The sequence below is a fragment of the Apilactobacillus kunkeei genome, assembly GCF_005930975.1.
In the GTDB taxonomy this organism is placed as follows: Bacteria; Bacillota; Bacilli; order Lactobacillales; family Lactobacillaceae; genus Apilactobacillus; species Apilactobacillus kunkeei_E.
This window is the reverse complement of the sequence record NZ_VBSE01000034.1, coordinates 23,660-46,604: the sequence shown is the minus strand read 5'-3', so window position 1 is coordinate 46,604 and position 22,945 is coordinate 23,660. Positions and strand designations below refer to the sequence as shown.

The window sequence follows — 22,945 nt, the reverse complement described above, 5'->3', positions numbered from 1 at the left end:
AAATTGATTTAATTCAAATCTAAACATAAAAAAAGCACTCATATGTTATATAACCTAACATATGAGTGCTTTTTTGCATTCCCATCAGTTTTCCCATAAAATAATAACTAACCAACTCAAGGGAGTTAGACAATGGATAAAAAGAAACTACTGAAAAAAATGAAGAAAAACAAAAAAATCACACATAAGCCTTCATATATTGAAAGAATGAAGAAGTACTATGACCTATTCAGTGATTTTTCTGATATTAAATACCTAATTAATAATATTTTAGAAGCCGACCGTTTATTAGAACAAAAACAATTACCACAGGACTTACCAATATTGTTATTACCCGATGACATCCAAGATACCATTTTTGCCTACGTAAACGAAAAATATCCGATGGACGATCCTAAAGGAGATGCAGTCTGGAATCAATTTGTTGATCAACTACCAAAATTAGATAAGGACATCCGTGAATTTCGTGATTATTTGGAAAATCAATATGGAATGTGGGCATACATCTCTGCCCCATTCACCAATGACATCGCCAAATTCTTAAATGGAAAAAAAGCCCTTGAAGTTATGGCAGGAAACGGATACATCTCTAAAGGATTACGTGAAAACGGTGCTAATGTTATTTGTACTGATAATCTGGCTTGGAAGAAGGAAAATGAGACCGGAAAGCATCTAGTTACGGACGTCGAATCATTGGATGCAATCGACGCTTTCCAAAAATACAAGGACGAAATTGACTACATCATCATGTGCTGGTCACCTGATGGTATTGATATTGACTGGAAACTACTATCAGCCATCCGTGAATACGGTAAAGATATCCCACTAATCACTATCGGCGAAAAATATGGTGCCACTGATTCTAAACAGTTCTGGGACAACGCAGAATTTATCGAAAACGAAGATGTTAAAAAATTAAACCGTCACCATAAACCATTTGATTTAATTGAAGATCAACTATACTTAATCAAATAAAAAAGAGCGTAACTTCAAATGAAGTTGCGCTCTTTTTGGCATCTACTAAGTAGACGGATAAGTGGTGTTCACATCACCAACATATCAGACACGCGAATTACGTCCGCATAATGTGTCCCCTTCGAAAATATCGCTTAATCACATCTTGTGAATACAACCGTAGTTGCGCGATCTCCTCGACTCATCGCAACAAGTAGTATAACACATAAGTGTAGTTTAGACTATTCTTTCTTAGCAGTCTTTTTAGTAGTTTTCTTCTTAGCAGCTGTTTTTTTCTTATCTGTTTTTTCGGCAGCTTCTTGTTCAATCTTTTGGTTTTCTTCGATTGCAGCAAGTTGATCATTCGTCCATGCGCTCAATTTAGCACTTAAGTCAGCGTTTACCGCAAAGTCGTCTTGTGATGATAATTCATCAATACGCATCTTTGAACGGTTCACGTCTGGCGATTCTACGAACATGTAGACGTTTAGTGGACAATTTGTTTCGTCACTCATCATCTTTGAAATATTTTTGATATATCTGTATGGTAAGTTGACGATGTTGTTTTGTAGGTAAAAACTAATATCTTCACCTTTTACTTGTAGTAGCGCAGAAGCTAATCGGCCACTGTTTACTTGTTCTTCCATAAATTCCATCAATGGTTGAAATGCCTTAGCAGCGTCTTTCTTTAGATCTGCTAAAGATACTTCAGCTGAGTAATTTTCAAAACTTTCAGCAGTTACATCATCGATAAATTTTTGTGCATCCATTTCCATATTATTAAAACACCTATCTTATTTTTTTACGTTCTTTTTAACGATTCTTACGTAGTCGCCTTTAATTTGTTTTGCAGCAATCCGGTACCACAATAAGTTCACAATAATCCCTAATACCGCAAATACCAATGCGATAATTGAAACACCATTATGACTTTCGGCCACGAATATAAATACAATACGCATCATTGCTAAAGTATAGATACCTACCACGAATAATAGGAAGTGATAGGCTAGACGCCACTTAAGTAAACCACCTATAATTAGAAGTAGATATAATACTACCGCAACAATTATTGTCTTGATTAAATCCTGGGCATTTCCACCCATTAATAAATCACATATAATAAACATTACTAGTGATAAGAGACTCCAAAGGCTGATAATCTTTTTATCCATAATGCCCTCCGGTTTAAAATTACTATTTACACCTTATCACAACTCGACTAAATATAGTAACACATTTGACTAAAAGAGGTTAAAAAATGCAAAAATGGGAATATAAACTCAATATTTCAGGGATTAAAGCAGAAACATCACTTAGAGAATACCTACAAAAGAAATTATTAATCCCTAAGCACCTCATATTCACACTACGGACAAATGAACGGGTATTGGTCAACAACAAGTATCTGCCCATGAATTTTCCAATTAAAAACGGCGATGAACTTCATCTATCGTTTATAGAATCCGATTTTTCACTACCGGTACAAAACTTAGTTCCGGATAATTCCATCAAACTGGAAATTTTGTATGAAGATGATGATTTGTTAGTCGTCAATAAACCACGTGGATTCAAGACCCACCCCAACCAACCGGGCGAAACCAACACTTTATTGAACTTCTGTGAAGCCTATCTAAATGATAGTAACCAACACGCGTTTATGATTCATCGTTTGGATCAATTCACTTCTGGTGCCATTATCGTTGGGAAAAACCCTGCGGTCGTTCCAATTCTAGTTCGACTTATCAAGGACAAAATCATTCATCGAAACTATCTCGCCTGGACCGATGGTATTATCAATCCAGCTTCTGGAACAATCGAAAAAGCAATTGGGTTTGACCCAGATGATAAACGTAAACGAAAAATCGACGGAATAAAACCATTAAATGCCAAAACCGACTATTTGGTAAAATCTACCACTAATAACCATTCATTGGTGGAATTATCACTTCATACTGGGCGCACTCATCAACTACGGGTCCATTTAGCATCGATTGGCCACCCAATTGTGGGTGACCCTTTGTATAACCCTAATTCGGATAATGATGAAATGTTACTTCATTCCTGGAAGTTAACACTAATTAGGCCCTACTATATGGATCAAATTGAGATTAAGTCACCACTTCCCGATTCGTTTAAAAAATTTATGTAAACAAAAAGAACCGTATCAAAAGATACGGTTCTTTTCTTTATGGATTAACCATAAGTGAATCAGATAAATTATCTAATTACTTTAATGGTTTCCATTGCCATTCGTTAACTTCTGGTAAGTCAGTACCAACTTCACGGATGTAAGCATTGTGCTTGTCAACCATGTCGTTCATACGTTGTACGAATGATGCACCCTTAACTGAGTATTCTGGAATGTCATTAACAACTTCCTTAGCTAGGTCGTAACGATCTAGTTGGTTCAATACACGCATGTCGAATGGTGTAGTAATATCACCGTTTTCACGGTAACCATGAACGTGAACGTTGTGGTTGTGACGATCGAAGAATACATCCTTAACAAGACCTTCGAATCCGTGGAATGCGAATACAACTGGCTTGTCAGTAGTGAATAGACGGTCAAATTCTTCATCAGTTAAACCACGAGGGTCAACCTTAGGTGAACGTAGTTTCAAGAAGTCAACAACGTTAATGAATCTGATCTTCATTTCTGGGAATTCGTCATGTAGTAATGAGATAGCAGCTAGTGATTCCCAAGTTGGTTCAGTACCAGCAGCAGCAATAACTACGTCAGGTTCTTGACCTTGGTCAGTTGAAGCCCAGTCGATGTAACCTAAACCATTGTTTACAAGGTTGGTAGCTTCTTCAATTGAGAACCATTGTGGACGTGGGTGTTTTGAAGTAATGATTAAGTTAATCTTTTCTTGGCTGGCGAAAGCAACGTTACCAACAGCTAATAATGTGTTAGCATCAGCTGGTAAGTATTCACGAATGAATTCTGGTTTCTTTTCAGCTAAGTGAGTTAACATACCTGGATCTTGGTGAGTGTAACCATTGTGATCTTGTTGGAATACAGTTGAAGTATCAACAAAGTTCAATGATGGGTACTTCTTTCTCCATGGTTGGTCAGCAGCTTTACGTAACCACTTGAAGTGTTGAGTTAACATTGAGTCAACAACACGACCGAATGATTCGTAAGTTGCGAAGAAACCATGACGACCAGTTAATACGTAACCTTCTAACCAACCTTCAGCTTGGTGTTCTGAAAGTTGTGAATCGATTAAACGACCTGATGGGGCAACGTATTGGTCATTTGGTTCCATAATTTCTTCCATCCATTGACGGTTAGTTTCAGCAAACACACCGAATAGACGGTTTGACATTGATTCGTCAGGACCAAATGCACGGAAGTTATCTGGGTTAGCCTTCATAACGGCACCTAACCAGTTACTCCATACAGCCATATCTTGGGCTACAGTTTCACCTGGAGTCTTAACGTCAACAGCAAATTCTTTAACGTCAGGTAAGATAAGTGGCTTAGGATCGATACCACCGTTAGTAATAGGGTTAACTGACATTCTTCTGTCACCCTTAGGTGCTAGAGCCTTAATGTCATCCTTGATAGTACCATCATCGTTAAATAATTCTTCTGGCTTGTATGACTTCAACCAGTTAACGATTAAGTCAGCGTGTTCCATCTTGTCTGATGAAACATCAACTGGGATTTGGTGAGCACGGAATGAGTTTTCAATTGGGTTACCGTCTAAGTCAAACTTAGGACCAGTCCAACCCTTTGGAGTTCTAACAACGATAACTGGCCATACTGGTTCTTTAGCAGTGTCAGCAGTTTCGTTTTCACGTGCATTCTTTTGAACATCTTTAATTTCTTGAACAGCTTCGTCCATAACCTTAGCCATCTTTTCGTGGTAAGCCATGTGATCATCGAAGTCTTGTTCGTTTTCAACGAAGTAAGCTTTCCAGCCCATACCCTTGAAGTAGTCAGTAATTTCTTGGTCTGACATACGTGACATGATAGTTGGGTTAGAAATCTTGAAACCGTTTAAGTTAATGATTGGTAGAACAGCACCATCTTTAACTGGGTTGATAAACTTGTCTGAGAACCAACTTGCAGCTAGAGGACCAGTTTCTAATTCACCATCACCAATTTCAACAGCGGCAATTACATCAGGGTTATCAAAGATAGCACCAACACCGTGGGCTAGTGAGTAACCTAATTCTCCACCTTCATGAATTGAACCTGGAGTTTCAGGGGCAGCATGTGATGCAACTCCACCAGGGAATGAGAATTGTTTGAATAATTTAGCCATACCCTTTTCATCTTGTGAAATGTTTGGGTAAATGTCTGAGTAACTACCATCAATGTATGAGTTAGATACCATAACTTGGCCACCGTGACCTGAACCTTCAATATAGAACATGTTTAGGTCATACTTGTTAATAACACGGTTTAAATGTGCGTAAATAAAGTTTTGAGATACGATAGTACCCCAGTGACCGATAGGCTTAACTTTAACATCGCTTGATGTTAATTCTCTCTTTAATAATGGGTTATCTTTTAGATATAGTTGACCTACTGATAAGTAGTTAGCAGTACGCCAGTATTTATCTAATTCTTCCAAGTATTGCTTGGAATCGAAATCTTGAGCCATTAATTAACACTCCTTTTAAAATAAAAACTATTGAAATTAATAATGGAAAAATCATCAGACTACGCCCGATAATTTTAATTACAATGAATATAATAAAGACTTTTTACAAAAAGTCAACCTTTTTGCAAATTGATACGGTCCAATTTCCACATTGCAATTAAACCATTATTACATCGTCATTATTATGAACGATTTTGGCATAATAGTCCAATGATTTTCATAACTTTTTCGTATTAAATTTTTATACCATAACGAAAGTATTGTAACGTAAATATTGATAGTGCAGACGCATGTTTGAGACCTCAAATGGGGTTCCATCATCTAGAAAGAAAATCCCTTCCATGACACCAACTGGTTCAGTAGGTTTTAGGTTCAATAATTTTTGATCTTGTTCATTTGATGGACTTGCCAATATTGATAAAAATGAACGTGTAACGCTCTTATTAATAGTGTCCTCAACATAGTTAAAAATAGATTTTTCAACAATCTCTTGTGTTAACTCTGGAGCAATTTTAATAGGAATGTATCCTGTTTCTATCATGAATGGTTTGTCATCAAATAGACGAAGTCGTTGAATCTCATATACGAAGTCTCCATCAGCCAAGAATAAATCCTGCTGAATTTCTTTACTTGCGGGTACAACTTTAAAGCTCAATAACTTAATCTTCGGTACTTTTCCCTGACTCTTCATACTATCAGTAATCCCTAGGTTAGAACCTTCATAATGAAAAATCGTCTTATTTTTCATAAATAACGGATTAATGAATGTTCCTGAGCCACGCTTTTTGAAAATAATTCCGTCATCAGCCAATACTTTCAATGCCCGCTTCACAGAACTGCGGCTTACATGGTAGGTCTCACTTAATGTTCGCTCGTCGGGCAAGCGTTTGTTAGGAAATTCGTTATCGACTATCTTTTGCTTTAAGTCAGATGACACTCTCCTATAAACTAAATCAGCCATTTTCTACTCCTCACGATTAATTTTCTAAAAATCAGTATAACAGATTTATCGATACAACTTCGCAAATTTAAAACAAATTCCTTGGATGAGGTTTTCCAACTATCTCATGTTTTACGTGTTGAATCATATCTGAAATCATTTCAACCACGTGCGGATCGTCGACACCATACATAACACTGGTACCAACTTTTTCCTTACAAACAATTTGGTATTTATATAGGATACCCAATTGTTTTGAAACGACCGGTTGGCTTAACTGTGTCTGCTGACAAATCTCGTTTACACTCAACGGTTTGTTATCCTCCATCAAGACAGTAATAATTATAATTCTGCGTTCATTACTTAAAACCTTATAGATTGATGCCACTTCTTCAATGATTTGTTTTTTATATTGCATTAAAAACATCCCCTAAAACCAAGAAATAATATGTGCAACTAATCCACTATCAAATAGTACATAAATTCCGACACCAATATAAACCAGTTTCGTCAAAATTTCACCATATTTTTCCATCAAGCTATTAACCACTTTAACTTGTCCAATTGATTTAATAATGAAGATAATCAAAACAGATAGCACGGTCAACATCAAAATAACTTGAATGAATTGAATCGTATCAATACTAGAAAGAACTGGTAAGAACAACGCAAGATTACATCCTGCACATACGGATAAATATGTCACTAGCGTAATCACTACTGGTGACTTGTGACTGACTTCTTTAGCATCTTCATCTTCATCTTTTAATGCCATGTAAATGGGTAGAAAACCAAGTAATCCTAATATCCACTCTGGTAGAAAATGTGCTAAGATTTGTCCCACATTAAAGCTTAAAAGAAGAAGCACCCACAACCCGATTAAATAACCAACTGTAACAGACTTTAAATCATACTTCTTTAACATGAAAAGCAGAATAAAAAAGAAATCAAGATTAACTCCTAAAAAGGTAATTAGTATTAGTAACCAATTCATAAATTTTTCCTTTCGAATATACCTTTATTGGTATATATAATTTTAGGTATATTTTATATTATCGTTAATCGCTTGTCAATTCTATGCTAAAATGAATGACGAGGTGATTTTGAAATGGGAAAAAAGAAGAAAAATAAGGTTCATAAGACATTAGTTGAACAAATTCTTGATAAAAATAACATTTCTTATATCCAACACCAATTCGCAACACATGACGAAAATAACGTCGCTCAATTAGAAGTAGAAGAAGACATGGATCAACATCGTATCTACAAGACATTAGTCCTTGAAGGCAAAGATACTGGTCCTGTTGTTGGCGTGGTGCCATTGGATCAACATTTAGACGAAAAGAAGCTGGCCAAAGAATCCGGAAATAAAAAGGTCAATATGGTTCCTCTAAAGGACCTATTGAAGACCACTGGGTACGTTCATGGTGCTAACACGCCTGTTGGTATCTATGAAAAATTCCACTATCCGATCTACATTGATAACGAAGCCAAACGACAAGGACAAATTCTAGTTTCATCTGGCCAAGTTGGACGTTCTGTTGAACTAGACGCAACTGATTTAGTTAATTTAGTCCACGGTCACTTCGTTGATATCGTCAAGTAATTACGTATCTAATTATTGAATGCCTCGCCATTCATTTTTAAATTCTCTTACAAAATCGTGCATATATTTACTACGATTGTCTGCCATTTTTTTAGCAACTGACGTATTCATTAACTCGGGTAGCTTAAACAATTTTTCATAAAAATGGTTAATGACGGTTGTATGTTTGCGATATTGACTTTTGTCCATATCCATGCGAGGCACTTGTTGAGGGTCATAAATGGTATCACCAAAGTGGCCCCCAAAATACATAGCTCTAGCAATACCAATTGCACCGATTGCGTCTAGTCGATCGGCATCTTGGACAATTTGACCGTTAATCGTAAGCTCATAGTGATGCTTTAAGTTCGCACTGTATGACATGTGCGTGATGATATCCATCACTTCATCAATTTGACTTGAGGTGTAATCCAAATCAGATAATTTGGATTGCACCTCTTTTTGTTTGTCATATGTATTATCTACTAACTTATCATCGATAACGTCGTGTAAATATGCAGCGGTTAAAACAATCAATAAATCAGCATTGTCAGTCTGATTGCTAATTTCTTTTGCCAAATTAGCAACTCGTATTATATGTGAAAAATCATGTCCGGTAGCATCATTAGCTAGCTGTTCACTTACATATTGCTTTAAATCATCTATTTTTTTCATCTTGATTCCACCTTTTTTATAATTATAAGCTAAACAAAAAGCGCTCCTCAACTAAGGAGCGCTTTTATTATTCATAAATCATATCTTCAAATATTTCGTTAGCAATTAATCTGTTAACAATGGTATCGGCAATTGAACTTAGTAGTTGTTCAATTTCTGAATCGTTGTTAGCCACTGACTTACCATCTGCGATATGGTGTAGTTTTTCAACAAGCATTTCAATGAATTCATCATAGGCCTGTTTAGGAAATTGTTGTTTAGTAATTTCGTCAATTCCCCTTCTAATATCTTTAATGGAAAAGACCGGCTTTAATAAACTGATAATTATTATATCTGCCACATGGACAGTTTGATATTTCTTTTTTACTGGCGCAAATGTCGCCTTATTTTTGACGTAATTATTAACCATAGACTTAGTCACGGTATCCATCCCTAGTGGTCCAATCGCCTCGTTGACAACGGCCACTAATTGATCCATGTATAAATCAAACTTAGGAAGTTCTTCCCATTTAGGCAAAGTAACTTCTTTCATTTGGTCCTGCCACTTAGTATATTTGCTGTTCATTAGATCACCTCAATATCAATATTATATCATATCAAGTAGTTTTATATACTAGCTTAAATGGAGTCGTCAAATTTACTTGGATTAATTTTAATCAAGATACGACGAACAACTGACGACATCAAAATGAATACCGGTACCGCTGTGACAACAACCAATGCTGCCGGAATAAATATCGGCATTTTGAATACATCGACCAATGAGAATATTGATGGAAAAAATATAAAGATGGATGCAAAAATTACAATTGACGGAATAATAATTGATAACTTAACACGATTTAATGGACGAGATGCCTTAAATAAAGCTATCCAATAAATAAATCCAGTCACCAAAACACTAATCGTGGCTCTTTGCACGTAATCAAAGTGGAAAGCTTTGCCAATGTAAATAATCAACACAACGTATCCAACAATCGTCATAGCTGCCGGCAATGCGACATTATAAATCTTAGCGCTAAATTGGTTAGTAACCCTTTGATAGTTAGGTGCCAGAGCTAATAGGAATGATGGTAATCCGACCATAAATGTATTGATTGGCGTTAATTGAATTGGTTGGAATGGGTAGCTGTGAATGCTAAACATAAACAAGATTGTTAGTGACAATGAGAACATCGTCTTAATCAAGTAAAGAGATGCCACACTTCCAATATTATTGATAACACGACGACCTTCAGCTAAAACGTCTATCATTGCTGAAAAATTAGAGTTAATTAGTACAAAATCAGCAATCCCTTTAGTACTTTCACTACCGGAAGCCATTGCGATTCCACAATTAGCTTGTTTCATTGCTAACATGTCGTTAACACCATCCCCTGTCATGGCGACAGTGTTTCCATTCAATTGGTAAGAACGAATTAAACGTTTCTTTTGTTGTGGGGTAACTCGGCCAAATACAGCGTTATCCTTTACCAACTCTTGATAATCGGCATCAAATGGCACTTGTGTCATATCAACCGTTTTATCACTGTCTTTTAGACCAACTCTACTAGCAATCGCACTAACCGTTTTGGGATCATCTCCGGAAATTACCTTTAAGCTAACACCCTGTTTTACAAAATACTCAAGAGTACTCTTAGCATCAGGTCTAATCTCATCACTAATTAACACCAATCCTAACAATTCGGCATCATTTAAATCATCGGTTAAATCCTTATTACTCTTTAGCAAAGCCATAACACGATAACCTTGATTAGCATAGTTACTAATCTTATCAGAAACCTCTTTTGTCATTTTTTTAATGATGAATTGTGGCGCCCCCATAATGTAGTTTCCTTCGTTGGTTTGCACACCACTCCATTTTTTATCTGAAGAAAATGGAAAACTCTTTAAAACCCTCACGTTAGGATTTGAAATAGCCTGCTTAATTGCAGCTGAAGTTTCATTATCATCCTCAAATGCATATACTAAGCTACCCAAAATATGTCTTAATTCATCCTTTGAGTGGTTATTAACTGGCAATACATCTTCCAATTTCAATTTTCCTGAAGTAATGGTTCCTGTCTTGTCTAAACAGATTGTGTCAACACGAGCCAGCGTTTCAATTGCAGGTAAAGCACGGACTAAAACTTTATGACGAGCTAACTTGGCAGCAGATACAGCAAGTGTTACTGATGACAATAGAACCAATCCCTCAGGAATCATTCCAATCATCGCCGCAACCGTTCCTAACATCGCTTGGTTAATGTCATCACCACGCATAATTTTTGTATACAACAATAGCGCCCCAAGCGGTACAATCACAAACGTTAACCATTTAATAATCTTATTAATGGTCTTTAGCATCTTGCTATCAGAATCTTTTTTAGTACGACTAACCTCAAATTCCATTCGATTCACAAAAGTGTCCTCACCAACTTCAGTCGCAACAATTCTGGCACTTCCACTCAAGACAACACTTCCAGAAGTAACAGAATCACCATGTTGTTTTTCAATGGAATTAGTTTCACCTGTAATTTGTGATTCATCTACTTGTAGAGAATCAGAAGTCAATACTTTACCATCGATTGGAATTTGATCACCATGACCAATTAATAAAACATCACCTAAGACAATATGGTCATCTTCAACCTTTTTAATTTGGCCATCACGCACGACCCTAATTAATCCTTGTGATAATATCGCCATTTTATCTAACTGGCGTTTTGATCTAATTTCTTGGATACTTCCAATAATTGTGTTTGAAATCGCAATCACTAAAAACAATAGATTTTTATAATCGCCCGTATAAAAAACCATTGCCGCCAAAACTATATTAATAAAGTTGAACAATGTGAATGCATTTCCTTGTAATATCTGAGGAATAGTCTTGGTAAAACCCTTCCGTTTGGTATTATGTAATCCTTGATCATATAAATGTTTGGCTTGTTTTGTAGTCAATCCCTTTTGACTGTCGATTCGTGATTGCAAAAAAACACCCCTAACGTGTAAAAAATTTGATTTATCTAGTTTTTATGGACTATCATTGACTCTGGTACTTAAAAATAAAAGGAGGCCATTAATATGCCTAATTCAATTAAAGATACCATACAGCTAAGAGATGGAAATCAAATGCCTATAGAAGGCTTTGGAACCTATAAACTAGCTGATCAAGATAGTATGGATGCAGCTATTAAGTCGGCCTATGAAGCCGGATATCGATTATTCGATACTGCACAGTTCTATAATAATGAAGAACTACTAGGTAATTCAATTAAAAAGCTACAAATTAACAGAAATGAAATATTTATTACAACAAAAATCCCTGAACCAAAACAAGGATACCAATCAACATTAGATGCAATTGATGAGTCACTTGAAAAACTTCAAACTAACTATATTGACTTATTACTTGTTCATTGGCCAGTTCGTTCAAATTTCTTTGATACTTGGCGTGCATTTGAAGATGCCAAAAAAGCAGGCAAAGTGAAGTCAATCGGGGTAAGTAATTACCATCAAACTCACTTGGATTTATTAAAAACTAAAGCTCATGAGATGCCTGTCGTTAACCAAATCGAAGTCCATCCTTACCTAAGTCAAAAATCCATGCTAAAAGCAAACAAGGATGAAGGAATCGTCACACAAGCTTGGAGTCCAATGGGTCGTGGTGCTACGCTAAACGACGATACCATCCAAGAAATTGCCAAATCTCATGGTAAATCAACGGCACAAATTATCTTGAGATGGCATCTACAAAACGGTGTAACTATCATTCCTAAGTCAAGTACACCACAACGAGTGGTCGAAAATGCGGACCTATATGATTTTGAATTATCAGATCATGAAATGAAGTTAATTGACGATTTAAATCAAGATTTTCGTACCGGCGATGATCCTGAAGTCGTTTATGAAATCGAGCATCAATACCCTCGTCACAAATAAAAATTTAATAAGCAATTATACTAGGTGTATAATCGCTTATTAATAATACATATATAAGGGGTTTTGGCCATGTGGTTATTAATTATCGGAATCGTTTCAATGTTTGTCCTGTTAGGGCTTGGCTTTGTGGTGGTCTATACATGCCTATTCATCGTGTGGTTAATTAGTTTTTTCTTCGATCGCGATGAAAGAAAACAAGGTGCTCAAGAGATGGAAGCCCATACCCAACAAACTATGCAAATGGTCAACCAACTAAAATCGGAAAATCAGGCGATGAGCGAAAAAATTAACGGTAAAAAGAACACATCACAAAAATAAAAAGTAATAAAACTATAATTTTTTAGTTGCATTTTTTTAATTTAGCGTTATGATATAAACAATTTAATAATTTATCTAAGGAAGAGGCGCAAATGTTAAGAGTCGCTTGGAAGAGCCATTTAGGAGGCATAGAGACCAAGTTAAAGGGACATTTGCCGAAACAATTAGTTACCTAAAAAACTAACTTGTTGGGGCCTAGTTTAATAAACTAGGGACTGTCGTGAATTTTATATTCACGGGGTGCTTTTAAGATTATACGTAGAGAAATTAACACGATAATAATTTTAAAAGGACTATTCGAATGAATAGTCCTTTCTTATTACACCGGCCTCCTTTTGAAAATCAATAGGTGGCCTTTTTTCTTTACCGTAGCACTCTTCTTTTGAAGGGAGAAAAATATTATGGATAAGGTCTCAAGTAACAATAAGATATCAACGATGGGATTGGTGTTAATTATCTTTTCCACCATCTTCGGAATTTCCAATTCACAAACAGCATTTTATCAAATGGGATACTCCAGTATCATTTGGTACATATTAGGAGCAGTATTATTCTTTATTCCAACCAGTATGATGTTCGCTGAATTTGGTTCTTCATACAAGGACGCACACGGAGGAATTTATTCTTGGTTAGAACATTGCATCGGTAAGAAGTGGGCATTCATCGGTAGTTTCACCTGGTTAGCAGGCTGGATCATTACAATGGTTTTCATGCTAACCACCATGTGGATTCCCCTAGCGGTTACTATCTCAGGTCATGATACTACCAGCAGCTGGCACATCGGATCCTTGGATTCTACTGCTACCATTGGAATTTTAGGAATTATTGTCATTATTATCATGACTTGGTTAGCCAATCATGGAATGAAGTCTATCGCCAGCCTTTCTTACTTTAGTGGGATTATTGGTATTTTCGACATGACTATTTTTATCTTATTATCGATTTTTGTGTTAGCTGCTAATCATGGTCACTTTGCTGAACCCGTTACAACCCACGCTTTACTGAATTCACCTAATCCTGCGTTCCAATCACCGATTGCCATTTTTTCGTTCTTAGTCTATGCTATCTTTGCGTACGCCGGAATGGAAACGCTAGGTAGTATTACTGATAACACCAGGAACCCTAAGCGTACTTTCCCTCGCGCTGTTGTAATTGCAACTATTATCATGACCATAGGATACTTAATCGGCATCTTACTCTGTGGAATCAGTACTAATTGGTTACATACTTTAAGCGGTTCTAATATCAACTTAGGTAACGTTCGTTTTGCATTACTTACCAATCTAGGATACGTCTTTGGTCATAATTTCTTACACCTTAGTGTTGCACAATCTCTTGTCATGGGACAATGGGTGACTAGAATTACTAGTTTGACAGGATTTCTAAGTTACGCCGGTGAATTTATTTTCTTAACTTACGCACCTATTAAGTCATTTATCGAAGGTTCTCCTAAGGAACTATGGCCAAAGCGCTTAACAAAGATTAACCGTTTTAATGTCCCAGCTAACGCATTATGGGCTCAATGTTTTATTATTATTCTAATCATCGCCGGAATTTCATTTGGTGGATCAAGTGCACAAACCTTCTACACCATTTTGACCGACATGAACAATATGACGACTGCCGTGCCATACTTATTCTTAGTTATTGCTTTCCCTATCTTTAAGAAGCGCGTACAGCAAACCAGTGACAATTTCATCTTCTATAAGAATAATTGGACAACATGGATAACATCAATTATTACAATTTTAGCTTTAAGTTTTGCAATTATTTTTACAACACTTCAACCACTATTACAAAATGACTTTCAAACCGCTTTCTGGACACTATTTGGTCCGGTATTCTTTATCATCATCGCATGGAGTTTTTACCACCGTTTTCAAAACAGAATTACAAATTAATTAAAAAATAGTTTGACAGTATAATTTTTTTGATATATTCTTGTGTCAACTTGAAAGTAGTAATTCAAATCGACTTGTTAAGCGAGTATCTGATTTAGTGAAACGAGATACCAAGTCCTTGGATGAAGGCAGTCAAGATTTATCAATTGAATCGAAATCTTAATGCGCATTAAGAACCAGAGGTATCAAGTGCGAGCTTGATATAAAAATAAGGTGGAACAGTGTTACGACGCCCTTGTACGAAAGTACAGGGGCGTTTTTTTATTTACCAAAAGGAGAATAAATTATGTATGATTTTTCAAAAGAAGATCCAGAAATTTTCAAAGCAATCAAACACGAAAACAATCGTCAAGATAACGTCATTGAATTAATTGCATCAGAAAACATTGCATCCAAGGCTGTACGTGCAGCTCAAGGTTCTGTATTAACGAATAAATATGCAGTAGGATATCCTGAAAAACGTGTCTATACCGGGAACGAAGCAATTGATGAAATTGATAGAATTGCTAAACAACGTGCAGAAGAATTATTTCACGCAGAATATGCAAACGTTCATCCTCATTCTGGAAGCCAAGCCAACCAAGCTGTATATGCCGCTTTCTTAAAACCCGGTGATAATATTCTTGCAATGAGTGAGCATGCTGGTGGTCATTTTACCCACGGTCAAAAACATAACTTCTCCGGTCAACTTTACGATTCTCATTTTTATGGTGTTGACCCTAAAACAGAATTACTAGACTTTGAAAACATTCGCCAAATCGCTTTAGAAGTAAAACCAAAACTAATCATTGCTGGTGCTTCCGCATACAGTCATATCATTGACTGGAATGAATTTAGAAAAATAGCTGATGAAGTCGGCGCCATCCTAATGGTCGATATGGCCCACATTGCTGGACTAGTTGCAGCTGGAGTTCACCCTAACCCAGTTGAAGTTGCTGACGTTGTGACTACAACGACCCACAAAACTTTACGTGGACCACGAGGTGGTATGATATTAGCCAAGGCAAAATTTGCAGATAAGTTAGACTACGCAGTTTTCCCAATATCACAAAGTGGTGCTTTAGAACATGTTATTGCTGCCAAAGCCGTTGCATTGGGTGAAGCCTTGAAAACAGACTTCCATGAATATGCCGTTAATGTAATCAAGAATGCTAAAGCAATGGCCAAAGTGTTTAATCAAGATGAAAAGATTCGTGTTGTATCTGGTGATACCGAAAATCATGAAATGACATTGGATTTAAACGCAGTTGGTCTTACTGGTGATCAAGCAGCTGAACTACTTTACTCTGTGGGAATTGCCACTAACAAAGAACTATTGCCCTTAGAAAATGGTGATACTATGGAAGGAATCCGAATTGGTACTCCTACTATCACTAGTCGTAACTTCAGTGAAGATGATGCTATCAAAGTAGCCACTATCATTGTTGATGTATTAAATCATCCTGGTCATCAAAACATCTTAGATGATGCCAAGCAACAAGTACATGACCTAGTCATTAAACATCCCATTAACAGATAAATATGTAAAATAAAAAAAGACCTTCTTGAGAGAGAGTGGTCTTTTTTTGAGAGAGATAAGAAAATATAAATGTATTAATGAGATGAGAGGTCTCATTAACATAATAAATATGAGTTAACTGATCGCCTTTATGCGAACAACTGTTCTTATTATATATGACGATCTAAAAAAACACAAGAATTAATATAAAATAAAAATGAATCATTAGCAAGGGTGTATAACATTTTTGTACACATTTTAATTAGATATTAATTATTTACAAATGTATCTCTCTTTTAAATCCAATTTAATATAAAATCAGAATAGAGGTAAATCGTTGATATCATCAATGATTTGATTAGTATATTCTTCAATTTCACCGTTCTCTAATTTTATATCTTCAACGGATAGTATATCTGAATCAATCCACCACGATTTTAGTTTGTCGATATCGTGTGGCTGAATTTTTTGTTCGTTATGCTTCAATGTTTGTTCGAACGAATCATTAAAGTAATACACTAATTGTTGGCTACCAAAGTCTTTAATGAAACTATGTAACATTTCTCCGTATACTTCCTTGGGCAAAATCCCATCCAAAATAACATAATGGAAGTGCTTTTTTCCGTAGTTAACCAGCTTTTGAATCATTGGAATTTGTGTATCTGTATGTTTTTCAGTTATATCTTGTTGAACCAACATTACGTTCGTGGTTCCTAGTCTTTCTTGTAGAGCTGATGCAACACTGGTCTTTCCAGTCACTGCATTTCCCCTAAGCACAATTAATACAGGATCCATATTACTCCTCCATTGTCTAATTATATAGCAAATAAAAAACAGCATAAAAACGCTGTTTTTAATAATTAGATATTTCTACTAAATTATCATCTGGATCTCGTAAATAAACTGAAATGATTTTTCCATCTGCTCCAGATTTCTCAACAGGGCCTTGAATAATATCGCAACCTTTGCTTCTTATTTCCTTAACGACATCGTTAATGGGAGTAGATGTCACTAAACAAAAATCTGCCGATCCTGGTGTAGGCACTTCTGCCTTTGGTTCAAATTCATTTCCAACCTCATGAAAATTAATTTTTGAATGACCAAATTTTACGGCGTATCTTTTAATATCACCTTTATTAAAGGTGATTTTTTCCATCCCTAAAATTCCATTATAAAAATCAAGACTATCTTGAATGTTATTGACTGTTAAAACAAAATGGTCAAAATTACTTATTTTCATATTGCGCTAATACCTTCTTCCATTCTGCAGCATGTTCTGGCGTATCTGGCTTAGGCATTAACATGTAGTTAAATTTGATATCTTCAATATCATCAGTTGAAGTCACTTGTTCAACAAGTGGACGTAACTTCCAACCTAACATAGGATTAATCATTTTTGATGTATCCATGAAAACATCCCCTTTTTGCTTTTGTCACCATTATATACGTCAATGCGAGAAAGGAAAAATATTAAGCATTTTTATTAATGATTGGTAATAATCGTTTGGCAACGAAGGCAGCAATAACAGCCTTGATAATGTCGCCTGGAATAAATACCATGTTAGCAAGTAATGATTGACTCAATGTGATGTGCATCTGCACACTGATCCACACAATCGCAATTGAGTATGATATTACGATACTTACTATAATAGTAGAAATTAATACATTCCAAAAACTATTTTTATCGACAAATGCACTACATAATCGATTAAAAAGCGCCATTAGTGAAGGCATTAATAGCCACGACAATAGGTATCCTCCAGAGGGGCCGATGAAACTAATTGCTCCACCATGTCCTCCAGTAAGAACCGGTAGCCCAACAGCTACCATTGCCATTAAAATTGCTACTGAAATAGTTCCCTTTTTACCACCTAATAATAAACCAGATAACATAATTCCAAAATTCTGTAGAACGATTGGTACCGGAATAATTGCAACTGGAATTGCTGGTACGAATGCCAATGCAATAATTAACGCCGTCATCAGCGCGATTTGTGTCACGTCTCTCGTTTTCATATCTCTCTCCTTATTGTTAACCGTCGTTTTATATAAAGTTAACAATTCCATATATTACCAATTGTTAACCGACATGTCAAAATAAGTTGTCAATTAAGTGCAGCAAAAAAGACGCTATCGTTTGATAGCGTCTTTTAAGATTACTTAGTTAACTTACGAATTGCTTTTCTTATTTGTGCACGTTTGAAGATTAGGATACGTCTGTGCTTCTTAGTTAAGTGTTTTAATTTTAACTTCTTGTTTATTTGTTATACTCTTTCGTAACCAAAGAAAGTTATTAGAAAATTTTTCTAGCCACATTAAACGCCGACCATGCTTTTGGCCAACCAACATAAAAAGACAAATGTGTGATGATTTCTGAAATTTCATCTTTAGTAATGCCGTTTTCTTTACCCATCTGAAGATGAGCTTTCAATTGTTCAAAATTACCTGCAGCAATTAAACTACTGATTGTAATCATACTGCGTTGTTTTAAAGAGAGTTGTGATTCTCTACTCCAAACTTGACCAAATAGTACATCATCATTAATTTCGGCAAACTTAGGAGCGAATTCACCTAAGTTATCTCTTCCAGCTGTCTGTTTTTTCATATTAATCACGCTTTCCTTCGTTATTGGCTTGATTATACTGATTATCATTTACTGATTCTAGCCATTCAGGAGTTCCGGCAGTGATTGCAATATGTGAAAACCAACTATCTGAAGTAGCACCATGCCAATGTTTAACACCATCATGAGTTACCACGACATCCCCTGGTCGTAATAATCTAGCTGGTTTGTCTTCTTCTTGATACAATCCAATTCCACCAGTCACCAATAGTAACTGGTATCCGTCATGGTGTATATGCCAATTATTTCGACATCCCGGTTCAAAGGTAACATTTCCGACACCGACATTCACTTCGTCTTTTGGACTAATCATTCCACTTAGGTAGCTTTGACCAGTAAAGTATTTTGCGTATACATCGTTCTTAGGTCCACGATCAAAAATAATCCCATTCTTTACTTCTTCATTCATTAATGACAACTCCTATCTAAATCGTTTAATATATTCTTCGAAGTTTTCGTTGACCTTATGCTTTAGTTTGCCATCATACCAATCAATTTTAAGAGATAAAATTTCCAAGTGAGACTTACGCTCGTTAATATCAGCAATGCTTCTCTTCCTAACGGACTGTAACAACTTCTTTCTCTGATTAATGGTGGAATCTCCTTGTTTGCGCAATTCAACATATTCTTGAATTTCGGTCATTAACATACCCGTTCCCTTAAGGTGCAAAATAAACCCAATCCACTTTACGTCCTCATCATCATAGTATCGCCTATTATTTCCGTCACGTTTAGGGATAATTAACTTCTGTTTATCGTAATATCTCAATGTGTATGTGGTTAGTCCGACCTTGGTGGCAAATTTTCCAATGCTATATTTGTTCATAAAAAGTCCTTTCTACTAACTTCAATAGTAAATGTACCAGTTAGAGTTAACTATAAGTCAAGTGTATAAAAAAAGAACCATCATTTCGATGATCCTTTTTTTATTTTTACTATTCTTTGTGAGCAGCCTTTTTGTGTGAAACCTTCTTGTGTGCTGTCTTCTTTGAGTGTTTTTTAGTTACTTTCTTTGCATGCTTCTTTGAGTGCTTCTTTGCATGTTTCTTAACAGCACTCTTCTTATGTGAAGTCTTCTTTACATGCTTCTTAGTTGCTTTCTTTGCATGTTTCTTGGTTGTTTTTTTAGCAGCTTTCTTTGCGGCCTTCTTGGCTTCTTTCTTTGCAGCAGCTTTCTTAGCAGCCTTCTTGGCTTCTTTCTTAGTTGTCTTCTTTGCAACTGTCTTCTTTACTGCTTTCTTTGATGACTTCTTAGCTACATGTTTTTTTACAGTCTTAGTTTCAGCAGTTGTATCAGTCTTGGTAGCTTCTAGTTTAGTTTCTGACTTAGTTGCATCCTTCTTAGTATCTGTTGTAGCTGAAGTTGCATCTTTCTTAGTATCTGTTGTTACAGTTTTATCATCTGATTTTGATGAAGATGTGTCTGATGACTTAGAATCATTGCTTTTATCCGCTGATGCAGATGATGCATTTGTAGTACCTTCTGAACCACTCTTGCTTGTATCTTTTGATGCAGCTGGTGTGCTTGTAGTACCTTTTGAATCACTCTTGCTTGTATCTTTTGATGTAGTTGGTGTTGAAGTAGGTGTTGAAGTTTCAGCAAATGCACTTACACCAGTTGAGAAAAATAGAGTTGCGGCAGGTACTAGAGCTAGCACGGCCTTTTTAAAGTTCTTTTTCATAATAAAATCCCCCTCAAAATCCTTACTCAGGATTCGTTTTTAATTTAAAAATTTCGGTAATGACGTTGTCATCATCGTGAAACCGTAAATCTAAAAAACTGTATAGATGCATCATATATGTACTATACAATCAGGTGATCTTTTCGGTTAAAATGAAAAAATATAATCAAAAAAATCATCTTTATTGATACAAAAAAATAAGAATACGATTAATACCGTATTTAAGAAAAAAACAACAGACAAGATACATCGCAAACCAGACTAGATTATATTGTTATAATCTACATTTAATATATCACTAATTTTCAAAAATAGGTGAATAAAATAGCGCTGATAATAGACACGTTGTACATATATATTTAAGAAACGTTGAAAATATAACGTTTTAAAGTATTAAATTTTTTTAAAGATGATTATATATATTTCAACAATTCGTTTAATTGGTGACAAAAAGACACCTTATTCAAGGTGGCTTTTAAAAATTCACTTTTACGACTTCACCATTATTAATTGTTGTTGATTTTCCCGCAACATCTAATAACAAATGCCCCTCTTTATCGATTCCAGTAACTGTCCCATCAATTGTCTCTTTTGTCGTATCAACACTGACCTTTTTACCATTTAAAAATGACATTTTTTGATAATCTTCAATGAAGTTAGCTTCCAAATAATGAGGAAATTCTTCGTCAAATCCGTTGACGATGTCGGAGACTAGTTTATTCTTATCAATCTGCTTGTCACTAATCCAACCAACCTTATCCTTTATTTCGTCCGGAATTTCTTTAGATGATAGACTAATTCCAACACCCACAACAATTGCTGAAGGCTGCATTAATTCAGCATCCATCACTAATTCAGTTAGGATACCAACAACTTTCTTGTTATTTACATAGATGTCATTGATCCATTTAACCAAGAAATCCTCTTCTGGATAACTTTTCTTTAGTGCTTTAGCAACCACTACTGCGGTCATGGTCGTTAGCAAACCAGGATTTAAATGTTTGGCATCACGGAATGGCACCACCATGCTCATGTAGATTCCACTCTTAGCTGGAGAATAAAAACTTCTCCCTCTTCGCCCGTGTCCTTGAGTTTGTTTTTCAGCAATCACCAAACGATGTTTTCCATCTTGACTTTGGTCATTGATTTGCTTGGCGTATGAATTCGTAGATGTAATTTCCTTCTTGAAGATGATTTCGTATTCATTATTTAAGTCTGATTCGATTAATTGTGGGTTTAGTTCGTTGTTCCCTATGTACCTGTATCCTTGATTAGTCTTGCTGTCTATTTGATGACATTGTTGTCTCAATTGATTAATTAGCTTCCAAATCATCGTACGGCTAATGTTCATTTCATTTGCTAATTGATTACCAGAAAGCCAGTCACCTTTATGTTCGATAAACAACTGCAATAATTGATCTTTTTTCATCATGAGCTTCCTTTCGTTAATAAGTAAATAATATCATAAAAGACAAAATAAATACTGTAATCAATTTTATTAAAAGAGAATATTTCATTGATAAATCAACAATGCAAAGAAACTTAGCTAGCTCTTCTCGGTAAAATTTTATATAATTCTGATAATAAATTGAACGAAAGGACCCGATAAAAATGCAATTTGGTGATCGATTAAAACAACAACGCAAGATTAAAGAATTAACTCAAGATGAGGTAGCAGAAAAATTAAATGTTTCTCGACAAACCATCTCAAATTGGGAAAATGAAAAAAGTTACCCCGATATCAAAAGCTTAATTGCCTTGAGTAATATATATGATATTTCATTAGATACCATGCTAAAAGAAGATAGTGGTATGAAGGAATTCATCGAAAAAAATGACGTACGCAAAAACTTAATTGGACTAATATGTACCGCTTATTCTTTCGATATATTTATCATGTTTTTGTATGGAATTATTATTACTAATCCTTCTGTTATCGGCATTAATAAATTCATTTTATCTTGGATAGCTCTTTTTGTTGTGATGATTGTGTCATTAATTAACAAATTCCTAAATAAAATAGGTTTTAAAAACTTCGACCTATTTGGTGAACTTTTTCATTTAGATTATAAATGGTCTAATATTATATCAATATCCTTTCTAGCGATTTTAACAACTGCATTTTTTACTAAACATTTAATCATCGCATTTTTTCTAATTGTAATTTTAGAAACCGCTATTGTAGTCTATTATCTAAAAAATAAATAAGAAGACCTGACAGTCGTC

Annotated in this window: 26 protein-coding genes and 1 riboswitch; of the genes, 8 read left to right on the top strand and 18 right to left on the bottom strand. The window is 35.4% G+C overall.

Annotated features, from left to right (window positions below):
- The first annotated feature begins 132 nt into the window (after window positions 1–132).
- Complete coding sequence (locus FD688_RS01525) at window positions 133–975, top strand: SAM-dependent methyltransferase (RefSeq protein ID WP_138741527.1); 843 nt, start codon at window positions 133–135, stop codon at window positions 973–975.
- A 221-nt stretch (window positions 976–1,196) separates the two neighbouring features.
- Here the strand turns inward: FD688_RS01525 and FD688_RS01520 are convergent, their stop codons facing one another.
- Together FD688_RS01520 and FD688_RS01515 are read right to left on the bottom strand one after the other, a co-directional pair.
- On the bottom strand, window positions 1,197–1,730 hold the full coding sequence (locus FD688_RS01520) for a hypothetical protein (protein WP_138741526.1): 534 nt from the start codon (window positions 1,728–1,730) through the stop codon (window positions 1,197–1,199).
- 18 nt (window positions 1,731–1,748) lie between these two features.
- Window positions 1,749–2,129 (bottom strand): hypothetical protein, encoded by a 381-nt coding sequence (locus tag FD688_RS01515; RefSeq protein ID WP_138741525.1) that lies wholly within the window; start codon window positions 2,127–2,129, stop codon window positions 1,749–1,751.
- An 86-nt stretch (window positions 2,130–2,215) separates the two neighbouring features.
- Between FD688_RS01515 and FD688_RS01510 the strand changes: the two genes are divergently transcribed.
- Window positions 2,216–3,106 (top strand): RluA family pseudouridine synthase, encoded by an 891-nt coding sequence (locus tag FD688_RS01510; RefSeq protein ID WP_138741524.1) that lies wholly within the window; start codon window positions 2,216–2,218, stop codon window positions 3,104–3,106.
- A gap of 76 nt (window positions 3,107–3,182) precedes the next feature.
- Here FD688_RS01510 and FD688_RS01505 read toward each other — a convergent pair whose 3' ends face one another.
- From FD688_RS01505 to FD688_RS01490, 4 genes are all read right to left on the bottom strand, one after another.
- Window positions 3,183–5,573 carry a phosphoketolase gene (locus FD688_RS01505; protein ID WP_054449616.1) on the bottom strand — a complete coding sequence of 797 codons (2,391 nt, stop codon included), beginning with the start codon at window positions 5,571–5,573 and terminating at the stop codon, window positions 3,183–3,185.
- 241 nt (window positions 5,574–5,814) lie between these two features.
- Window positions 5,815–6,534, bottom strand: coding sequence for a GntR family transcriptional regulator (locus tag FD688_RS01500; RefSeq protein ID WP_138741523.1), 720 nt, complete (start codon window positions 6,532–6,534; stop codon window positions 5,815–5,817).
- Window positions 6,535–6,601: 67 nt separating this feature from the next.
- Entirely contained in the window at window positions 6,602–6,931 is a 330-nt protein-coding gene (locus FD688_RS01495) for an ArsR/SmtB family transcription factor (RefSeq protein ID WP_138741522.1), read from the bottom strand.
- 12 nt (window positions 6,932–6,943) lie between these two features.
- On the bottom strand, window positions 6,944–7,507 hold the full coding sequence (locus FD688_RS01490; protein WP_138741521.1) for a cadmium resistance transporter: 564 nt from the start codon (window positions 7,505–7,507) through the stop codon (window positions 6,944–6,946).
- Window positions 7,508–7,621: 114 nt separating this feature from the next.
- On the opposite strand from FD688_RS01490, the gene FD688_RS01485 reads away from it, so the two are divergent.
- Window positions 7,622–8,119 carry an aminoacyl-tRNA deacylase gene (locus tag FD688_RS01485; RefSeq protein WP_053795058.1) on the top strand — a complete coding sequence of 166 codons (498 nt, stop codon included), beginning with the start codon at window positions 7,622–7,624 and terminating at the stop codon, window positions 8,117–8,119.
- Between the two features lie 12 nt (window positions 8,120–8,131).
- On the opposite strand, the gene FD688_RS01480 is transcribed toward FD688_RS01485, so the two are convergent.
- From FD688_RS01480 to FD688_RS01470, 3 genes are all read right to left on the bottom strand, one after another.
- A complete protein-coding gene (locus tag FD688_RS01480; RefSeq protein ID WP_138741520.1) occupies window positions 8,132–8,773 on the bottom strand; it encodes an HD domain-containing protein in 642 nt (213 codons plus the stop codon).
- A 67-nt stretch (window positions 8,774–8,840) separates the two neighbouring features.
- Window positions 8,841–9,338: a DUF1836 domain-containing protein gene (locus tag FD688_RS01475; RefSeq protein WP_053795054.1), complete on the bottom strand. Its 498-nt coding sequence runs from the start codon at window positions 9,336–9,338 to the stop codon at window positions 8,841–8,843.
- Between the two features lie 53 nt (window positions 9,339–9,391).
- Complete coding sequence (locus FD688_RS01470; RefSeq protein ID WP_138741519.1) at window positions 9,392–11,743, bottom strand: HAD-IC family P-type ATPase; 2,352 nt, start codon at window positions 11,741–11,743, stop codon at window positions 9,392–9,394.
- A gap of 93 nt (window positions 11,744–11,836) precedes the next feature.
- Here FD688_RS01470 and FD688_RS01465 point away from each other — a divergent pair, with 93 nt between their 5' ends.
- From FD688_RS01465 to glyA, 4 genes are all read left to right on the top strand, one after another.
- Window positions 11,837–12,694, top strand: coding sequence for an aldo/keto reductase (locus FD688_RS01465; RefSeq protein ID WP_138741518.1), 858 nt, complete (start codon window positions 11,837–11,839; stop codon window positions 12,692–12,694).
- Window positions 12,695–12,763: 69 nt separating this feature from the next.
- Entirely contained in the window at window positions 12,764–13,012 is a 249-nt protein-coding gene (locus tag FD688_RS01460; protein WP_138741517.1) for a hypothetical protein, read from the top strand.
- Between the two features lie 73 nt (window positions 13,013–13,085).
- Window positions 13,086–13,266, top strand: a riboswitch (Lysine riboswitch).
- 147 nt (window positions 13,267–13,413) lie between these two features.
- Window positions 13,414–14,913, top strand: a complete 1,500-nt coding sequence (gene yjeM / locus FD688_RS01455) for a glutamate/gamma-aminobutyrate family transporter YjeM (RefSeq protein ID WP_138741516.1) — start codon at window positions 13,414–13,416, stop codon at window positions 14,911–14,913.
- A 286-nt stretch (window positions 14,914–15,199) separates the two neighbouring features.
- On the top strand, window positions 15,200–16,432 hold the full coding sequence (glyA, locus tag FD688_RS01450; RefSeq protein ID WP_138741515.1) for a serine hydroxymethyltransferase: 1,233 nt from the start codon (window positions 15,200–15,202) through the stop codon (window positions 16,430–16,432).
- A gap of 297 nt (window positions 16,433–16,729) precedes the next feature.
- Here the strand turns inward: glyA and FD688_RS01445 are convergent, their stop codons facing one another.
- The 9 genes from FD688_RS01445 to FD688_RS01405 all read right to left on the bottom strand — a co-directional run bounded on the left by FD688_RS01445 (window position 16,730) and on the right by FD688_RS01405 (window position 22,151).
- Window positions 16,730–17,206 carry a kinase gene (locus FD688_RS01445; RefSeq protein WP_138741514.1) on the bottom strand — a complete coding sequence of 159 codons (477 nt, stop codon included), beginning with the start codon at window positions 17,204–17,206 and terminating at the stop codon, window positions 16,730–16,732.
- A gap of 58 nt (window positions 17,207–17,264) precedes the next feature.
- On the bottom strand, window positions 17,265–17,651 hold the full coding sequence (locus FD688_RS01440) for a VOC family protein (RefSeq protein ID WP_053795048.1): 387 nt from the start codon (window positions 17,649–17,651) through the stop codon (window positions 17,265–17,267).
- Window positions 17,638–17,820: a hypothetical protein gene (locus tag FD688_RS01435; protein ID WP_138741513.1), complete on the bottom strand. Its 183-nt coding sequence runs from the start codon at window positions 17,818–17,820 to the stop codon at window positions 17,638–17,640. Before FD688_RS01435 ends, FD688_RS01440 begins: the two co-directional genes overlap by 14 nt.
- A gap of 61 nt (window positions 17,821–17,881) precedes the next feature.
- On the bottom strand, window positions 17,882–18,397 hold the full coding sequence (locus FD688_RS01430) for a biotin transporter BioY (protein WP_225426085.1): 516 nt from the start codon (window positions 18,395–18,397) through the stop codon (window positions 17,882–17,884).
- Between the two features lie 310 nt (window positions 18,398–18,707).
- Window positions 18,708–19,019 carry a carboxymuconolactone decarboxylase family protein gene (locus FD688_RS01425; protein ID WP_138741511.1) on the bottom strand — a complete coding sequence of 104 codons (312 nt, stop codon included), beginning with the start codon at window positions 19,017–19,019 and terminating at the stop codon, window positions 18,708–18,710.
- A 1-nt stretch (window position 19,020) separates the two neighbouring features.
- Window positions 19,021–19,446 (bottom strand): cupin domain-containing protein, encoded by a 426-nt coding sequence (locus FD688_RS01420; protein WP_138741510.1) that lies wholly within the window; start codon window positions 19,444–19,446, stop codon window positions 19,021–19,023.
- A gap of 12 nt (window positions 19,447–19,458) precedes the next feature.
- Complete coding sequence (locus FD688_RS01415; protein WP_138741509.1) at window positions 19,459–19,863, bottom strand: MerR family transcriptional regulator; 405 nt, start codon at window positions 19,861–19,863, stop codon at window positions 19,459–19,461.
- Window positions 19,864–19,972: 109 nt separating this feature from the next.
- A complete protein-coding gene (locus FD688_RS01410; RefSeq protein ID WP_138741508.1) occupies window positions 19,973–20,719 on the bottom strand; it encodes a hypothetical protein in 747 nt (248 codons plus the stop codon).
- A gap of 475 nt (window positions 20,720–21,194) precedes the next feature.
- A complete protein-coding gene (locus FD688_RS01405; RefSeq protein WP_138741507.1) occupies window positions 21,195–22,151 on the bottom strand; it encodes a biotin--[acetyl-CoA-carboxylase] ligase in 957 nt (318 codons plus the stop codon).
- A gap of 179 nt (window positions 22,152–22,330) precedes the next feature.
- Between FD688_RS01405 and FD688_RS01400 the strand changes: the two genes are divergently transcribed.
- Window positions 22,331–22,927, top strand: coding sequence for a helix-turn-helix domain-containing protein (locus FD688_RS01400; RefSeq protein WP_138741506.1), 597 nt, complete (start codon window positions 22,331–22,333; stop codon window positions 22,925–22,927).
- Window positions 22,928–22,945: the final 18 nt, after the last annotated feature.

Bases quoted from the DNA above. Each gene is read 5' to 3' on its own strand.
- FD688_RS01525 (WP_138741527.1), top strand. From the start codon at position 133: ATGGATAAAAAGAAACTACTGAAAAAAATGAAGAAAAACAAAAAAATC.
- FD688_RS01520 (WP_138741526.1), bottom strand. From the start codon at position 1,730: ATGGAAATGGATGCACAAAAATTTATCGATGATGTAACTGCTGAAAGT.
- FD688_RS01515 (WP_138741525.1), bottom strand. From the start codon at position 2,129: ATGGATAAAAAGATTATCAGCCTTTGGAGTCTCTTATCACTAGTAATG.
- FD688_RS01510 (WP_138741524.1), top strand. From the start codon at position 2,216: ATGCAAAAATGGGAATATAAACTCAATATTTCAGGGATTAAAGCAGAA.
- FD688_RS01505 (WP_054449616.1), bottom strand. From the start codon at position 5,573: ATGGCTCAAGATTTCGATTCCAAGCAATACTTGGAAGAATTAGATAAA.
- FD688_RS01500 (WP_138741523.1), bottom strand. From the start codon at position 6,534: ATGGCTGATTTAGTTTATAGGAGAGTGTCATCTGACTTAAAGCAAAAG.
- FD688_RS01495 (WP_138741522.1), bottom strand. From the start codon at position 6,931: ATGCAATATAAAAAACAAATCATTGAAGAAGTGGCATCAATCTATAAG.
- FD688_RS01490 (WP_138741521.1), bottom strand. From the start codon at position 7,507: ATGAATTGGTTACTAATACTAATTACCTTTTTAGGAGTTAATCTTGAT.
- FD688_RS01485 (WP_053795058.1), top strand. From the start codon at position 7,622: ATGGGAAAAAAGAAGAAAAATAAGGTTCATAAGACATTAGTTGAACAA.
- FD688_RS01480 (WP_138741520.1), bottom strand. From the start codon at position 8,773: ATGAAAAAAATAGATGATTTAAAGCAATATGTAAGTGAACAGCTAGCT.
- FD688_RS01475 (WP_053795054.1), bottom strand. From the start codon at position 9,338: ATGAACAGCAAATATACTAAGTGGCAGGACCAAATGAAAGAAGTTACT.
- FD688_RS01465 (WP_138741518.1), top strand. From the start codon at position 11,837: ATGCCTAATTCAATTAAAGATACCATACAGCTAAGAGATGGAAATCAA.
- FD688_RS01460 (WP_138741517.1), top strand. From the start codon at position 12,764: ATGTGGTTATTAATTATCGGAATCGTTTCAATGTTTGTCCTGTTAGGG.
- yjeM (WP_138741516.1), top strand. From the start codon at position 13,414: ATGGATAAGGTCTCAAGTAACAATAAGATATCAACGATGGGATTGGTG.
- glyA (WP_138741515.1), top strand. From the start codon at position 15,200: ATGTATGATTTTTCAAAAGAAGATCCAGAAATTTTCAAAGCAATCAAA.
- FD688_RS01445 (WP_138741514.1), bottom strand. From the start codon at position 17,206: ATGGATCCTGTATTAATTGTGCTTAGGGGAAATGCAGTGACTGGAAAG.
- FD688_RS01440 (WP_053795048.1), bottom strand. From the start codon at position 17,651: ATGAAAATAAGTAATTTTGACCATTTTGTTTTAACAGTCAATAACATT.
- FD688_RS01435 (WP_138741513.1), bottom strand. From the start codon at position 17,820: ATGGATACATCAAAAATGATTAATCCTATGTTAGGTTGGAAGTTACGT.
- FD688_RS01430 (WP_225426085.1), bottom strand. From the start codon at position 18,397: ATGACGGCGTTAATTATTGCATTGGCATTCGTACCAGCAATTCCAGTT.
- FD688_RS01425 (WP_138741511.1), bottom strand. From the start codon at position 19,019: ATGAAAAAACAGACAGCTGGAAGAGATAACTTAGGTGAATTCGCTCCT.
- FD688_RS01420 (WP_138741510.1), bottom strand. From the start codon at position 19,446: ATGAATGAAGAAGTAAAGAATGGGATTATTTTTGATCGTGGACCTAAG.
- FD688_RS01415 (WP_138741509.1), bottom strand. From the start codon at position 19,863: ATGAACAAATATAGCATTGGAAAATTTGCCACCAAGGTCGGACTAACC.
- FD688_RS01410 (WP_138741508.1), bottom strand. From the start codon at position 20,719: ATGAAAAAGAACTTTAAAAAGGCCGTGCTAGCTCTAGTACCTGCCGCA.
- FD688_RS01405 (WP_138741507.1), bottom strand. From the start codon at position 22,151: ATGATGAAAAAAGATCAATTATTGCAGTTGTTTATCGAACATAAAGGT.
- FD688_RS01400 (WP_138741506.1), top strand. From the start codon at position 22,331: ATGCAATTTGGTGATCGATTAAAACAACAACGCAAGATTAAAGAATTA.